The sequence below is a fragment of the Candidatus Krumholzibacteriia bacterium genome (assembly GCA_035268685.1).
Classification (GTDB): domain Bacteria; phylum Krumholzibacteriota; class Krumholzibacteriia; order JAJRXK01; family JAJRXK01; genus JAJRXK01.
Genome location: DATFKK010000193.1, coordinates 1 through 4,782, shown reverse-complemented (window position 1 = coordinate 4,782; position 4,782 = coordinate 1). Strand labels below are relative to the sequence as shown.

5 protein-coding genes are annotated in these 4,782 nt (G+C 67.1%); 3 read left to right on the top strand and 2 right to left on the bottom strand.

Translation table 11 applies throughout. The features are described 5' to 3' along the window. The first annotated feature begins 649 nt into the window (after positions 1-649). Entirely contained in the window at positions 650-886 is a 237-nt protein-coding gene (locus tag VKA86_18695; GenBank protein HKK73235.1) for an addiction module protein, read from the top strand. Positions 887-991: 105 nt separating this feature from the next. Here the strand turns inward: VKA86_18695 and VKA86_18690 are convergent, their stop codons facing one another. Next, positions 992-1,339: a LytTR family transcriptional regulator DNA-binding domain-containing protein gene (locus VKA86_18690; protein ID HKK73234.1), complete on the bottom strand. Its 348-nt coding sequence runs from the start codon at positions 1,337-1,339 to the stop codon at positions 992-994. A 373-nt stretch (positions 1,340-1,712) separates the two neighbouring features. On the opposite strand from VKA86_18690, the gene VKA86_18685 reads away from it, so the two are divergent. Both VKA86_18685 and VKA86_18680 read left to right on the top strand, forming a co-directional pair. Beyond that, positions 1,713-2,090, top strand: a complete 378-nt coding sequence (locus VKA86_18685; GenBank protein ID HKK73233.1) for a PH domain-containing protein — start codon at positions 1,713-1,715, stop codon at positions 2,088-2,090. A gap of 101 nt (positions 2,091-2,191) precedes the next feature. After that, positions 2,192-4,114 carry a cytochrome b/b6 domain-containing protein gene (locus VKA86_18680; protein HKK73232.1) on the top strand — a complete coding sequence of 641 codons (1,923 nt, stop codon included), beginning with the start codon at positions 2,192-2,194 and terminating at the stop codon, positions 4,112-4,114. Between the two features lie 69 nt (positions 4,115-4,183). Here the strand turns inward: VKA86_18680 and VKA86_18675 are convergent, their stop codons facing one another. Then, positions 4,184-4,477 (bottom strand): HigA family addiction module antitoxin, encoded by a 294-nt coding sequence (locus VKA86_18675; GenBank protein HKK73231.1) that lies wholly within the window; start codon positions 4,475-4,477, stop codon positions 4,184-4,186. Positions 4,478-4,782 lie beyond the last annotated feature (305 nt).

The window sequence follows — 4,782 nt, the reverse complement described above, 5'->3', positions numbered from 1 at the left end:
TTCGACGGGATCGGAACCGGCGCCGAGCGCGCGCTGTCGTGGGCGCCGACCGACGTCGCGAGCGGGATCTACTTCGTGCGGCTCGAGACCGACAGCCGCGTCGTCACGGAGAAGGTGACGTTGTTGGAGTAGATCCGGTTCACAGTGCTCGTCGCTCGTGAGGGCGACGATCCGGTTCGGGGCATCGCAGTGGCGGTGCCCCGACCTTGTTTCGATGGGCAGCGGGGTTCCGGGGTGGAACTTCCACAGGGTGTGCGCGGGCGGAACACGACGATCGGCGTGCTACCCTTCCGCCAGGATCCGGCGCCTCGCCTCGGACCACGGGACCAGGAGCTCGGCCCCTCGGTCGATCGACTCGATCCGACGCGCCAGTTCCTTGCTCCACGCCGGACTCGATCCGGGAGGCTGGAGAGCATTTTCGACTCCATGCAATGCGAACCGGAAACCAGCATGTCGTCGCGACCGGGCGCAATGACGTCACCATCGCGCCCGAGTCCGCGGCGGGAGTTTCTCGTGCCGTCCCCAAGCTCGACACCCACGGGTGCCGCCACCCGAATTCTCGCTTCCACCTGTCACGCGAACGGCACGATTCTCGGCGACCCGGCCTCGACCCATTGCCCCGGATCTCACACAGCGGTATCGTCGCTCCATGGAACGTCGGAACTGGCAGTCCGAATTCGAGGCGCTCGATCTCGAGACCAGAATCCGCAAGCTCCAGGAGCTGTGGGACTCGATCGCGTCCGACCCCGATGCCGTCTGGCTGACACCCTCCCAGCGCAACGACCTGAAGCGGCGACTCGCCGAGTATCGTGCGGATCCCGATCAGGTCTCGAGCTGGGATGCGGCCAGGGGACGCATGCTGTCGCAGTCGTGGCCGCAGCCGTAGTCGCAGGTCACCAACATCCACACGCGCGTCCTCTTCGACGCGCCCGCTTCCACCGCGGAACATCCCCACCTCGTCCCCAACCATCATCTTCCTACCGAGCCGACTTCACCCTGCCAACACCTTCCGCACCCTCGCGACCCGCCGCTCTGCCACCGGCAGCACCAGATTCACCGGCGGCCGCATGCGCACCTCCCACCGTGCTTCGTCGGCGTCGCGGCGCAGCTCCCGCACGTGCGCCGCGTTCACGGCGATGCCGCGGTAGATCTCCACGAAGCCGTGCGGCTCGAGCCGCGCGAGCACCTCGCCGAACGAGCGCACGTCGCGCCGTCGCTTCCTCGCGCGCAGGCGGACGAGGGTCTCGTCGCCATCGGCCTCGATCACGTACAGGTCGTCGACCTCGAACACCGGGTAGCGGTAGTCACGCGCGTGCAGCAGGAAGCGGGGCTGGGCCATGGATCGCGTCACCTCGTCGGTAAGGGGGTGGGAATGAACGCGGCTTCTGGGGAATGAACGCGGCTTGCAGGGAATGAACGCAACTTCCGGGAAACGAACGCGGCTTCCAGGAAACGAACACGGATCATGGGCAACGGCCCGAGCATCCCCGACCGCGGTGCGTCGATCAAGTCCCAGGCGCCGAAGTCTCGCACCCGTCGTCCTCGACGACGATCCCGTCACACTTCCGTAACCGGTTTCCGCGTAACGGAACGATCTTCGCTACGACTTTCCTTCCGAGTCGCAATGCGCGGGGGATCCCCGCGCATCCGGCGCAGCGCTCGCCACGCTGCCCACCACGCCCGAAACGGCCCGAACCGAAGGACACACTGCCATGGGCCTCCTCTCCGCTCTCAGCGGCAACGCCAGCGAAGTCGACGTCTCGAAGGTCGAGCAGGATCTCGACGCGATCATGATCGACGGCGAGCAGGTCGAACACGCCTTCAAACTGCTGCGCGATCTGATCGTCTTCACCGACAAGCGCCTGATCCTGATCGACAAGCAGGGCGTGACGGGCAAGAAATCGGAGTACCACTCGATTCCCTATCGCTCGATCAGCCACTTCATGACCGAGTCGAAGGGGCACTTCGACCGCGACGCCGAGATGAAGATCTTCATCTCGAGCCGCACCGAGCCGCTGGTCAAGCAGTTCAAGGACGACGGGGCGATCGTGGCCGTCCAGAAAGTCCTGGCGCGGTACGTGGTGGGGTAGCGCCCGACGTCGACGACGGACATCCCCCGGTCCCGGCTCGCACCACACTTCGGGAACACTGACGCGGTCCGCCTCCGGTGACCCGCGACCCCGGCGACGTCATGTCGACTTTCCGTTCGTACTGGCCGGTCCTCGTCGTCGTCCTCCTCCTGATGGGACCGACGGCCGGACAGGCGGCCCCGGACTGCGCAGAGTGTCACGAACCCGAGACGGGTGCGGCCTACGCCGACCGTCTCCAGGAATCGATCCACGCCGGGATGGGCTGCACTCCGTGCCATGCGGGCAAGGACGTCGTCCCGCACGCCGACGAGGTGGGCCCGCCGCCGGGGCGGGCGTGCCGCCAGTGCCACTCCGACGTCGCCGACGCCTACTCCTCGCACGGGGTACTCGAGGCCACGCCGGCGACCGAGGCGCCGAACTGCGCGGACTGTCACGGAAGTCACACGATCGTGGCCGTCACCGATACGACCTCACGTGTCCACGCGCGGCGACAGCCCGCTTCGTGCAACACCTGTCACGGATCGGCGACGTTCGCCGAAGACCACCACCTGGTGAAGACGCGGCTCGACGCCTACGCGCGCAGCGTGCACGGGCCGAAGACGTCGGCGGACGGCGTGCCGGCGGCCACGTGCGTCGACTGCCACTCCATGTCCGACAACGTCCACGCGATCCCGGGTCGCGGGCCGGCCGACTCGCCGATCCACTTCTTCGAGGTGGCGAACACGTGCGGGCGGTGCCACGCCGACGTCCTGGACCACTACGAGATCGGCATCCACGGCCGGCTCAACGCCCGCGGAGAAACCGACGCGCCGACGTGCACCACCTGCCACGGCGAGCACGAGATCGTGCCCACTGGTGCACCAGGCTCGCCGGTCTCGCCCACGCACGTGGCCGGACAGACCTGCGCCCCGTGCCACGAATCGGTGCTGTTGAACAGTCGGTACGGCGTGGAGGCCGGGGTGGTCGCCTCGTTCGAGGACAGCTACCACGGAATGAAGGCACAGGCCGGCGACACCGAGGTCGCCAACTGCGCGTCGTGCCACGGCGTGCACGGAATCCTCCCTCCCGGCGACCCACGCTCGCGCGTGCATCCGGACAACCTGGTCGACACCTGCGGGGCGTGCCACGAAGGCATCTCGGCGGAGATGGCTGGCATCCCGATCCACACCGCGGACGACGAATCGCCCTACCACACGCAGGTCGCGACGACGATCGAGGACGTCTACATCGCGGCGATCGTGATCATCATCGGCCTGATGGTCGTGCACTGGCTGATCGACCTCGCCCGACACCTGATCGACCACGCGAAGACCCGCCCGCGCGTGCGCCGCATGCGCACCGACGAGGTCTGGATGCACGCCGCCCTGGCGCTCAGCTTCACCGTGCTGGTGATCACCGGCTTCGCGCTGGTCTACGACCAGACCTGGTTCGCCACCCTGCTCTTCGGTTGGGAGGGCGGCTTCGCCATGCGCGGGATCATCCACCGCATCGCCGCCGTGTTGTTCGTGCTGACCATCGTCTGGCACTTGGTCTTCCTGGTGGCCTCGCGCCGCGGCCGCGGCTTCTTCGTCGACATCACCCCGCGACCGCGCGACTTCCGCTTCTTCTTCCAGCAGATCGCCTACAACCTCCGCCTACGGCGCGACGAACCCGAGGCCGGGCGCTTCACGTACGTGGAGAAGGCCGAGTACTGGGCCCTGGTGTGGGGCGCCGCCGTGATGGTCCTGAGCGGATTCGCGCTGTGGTTCGACGACTGGCTGATCGGCGTGCTCCCCCGCGGCTCCATCGAGGTCGCCTGGGTCGTCCACTTCTGGGAGGCCTGGCTCGCCACCCTCGCCATCGCCGTCTGGCACTTCTACGCCACGATCTTCAAGCCCGAGGTCTACCCCATGAATCCCTCGTGGATCACCGGCACGATGCCGGTCGAACAGTACCGCGAGGAACATCCTGCCGTGTGGGACGGCCGCGAACGCGGCGAGGACGGCCGCCGCGTGCGGCGTGAGGAGGTTGGGAGCGAGGGGTGATGGAGTGAGGGGTGGCGGCGTGCGCCGTCGCTTCCCCCGCGGAACATCCCCACTTCCGCCGCGGAAGCGTCACTGCCGGTGAACGACCACCTCGCGTTGGAGACGCTTTCCCAGGCGATCCCTCTCGATCTCGAGATCGTAACGCATCTGGAGATTCATCCAGAAGACGTCGGACGTGCCGAAGTAGCGAGCGAGCCGCAGTGCGGTGTCGACGGTGATCGCCCGTGTGCCGTGGACGATTTCGTTGATACGTCGCGGCGGCACGCTGATGTCCTTGGCCACTCGGTACTGCGACAGCCCGAGCGGCTCGAGGAACTCCTCCACCAGGATCTCGCCGGGGTGGACCGGCGAACGTCTTGCCATCTCGCAAACCTCAATGGTAGTCGACGATCTCGACATTCACGAGCCAAGCGGCCACGCAGGTTTCGGATCATCGAGGATGGTAACGCTACGCGTTATTAACGTCAAACGTTACGAGAGGCTGGCCCGAGGCGGGAGTCAGAGATGATACCAGCCGTTCGCCCGTTGGCCAATGCGTCGCAGGAGCCGATTCCGCTCCCCCCGCGGAACATCCCCACTTCCGCGGCGGAAGCGCCCGCCCCCTGGTCACCCGCCTCCATCACGACTATCCTCCGCCCCACGGGCGCGACCCCGCGTCGCCGTCGATA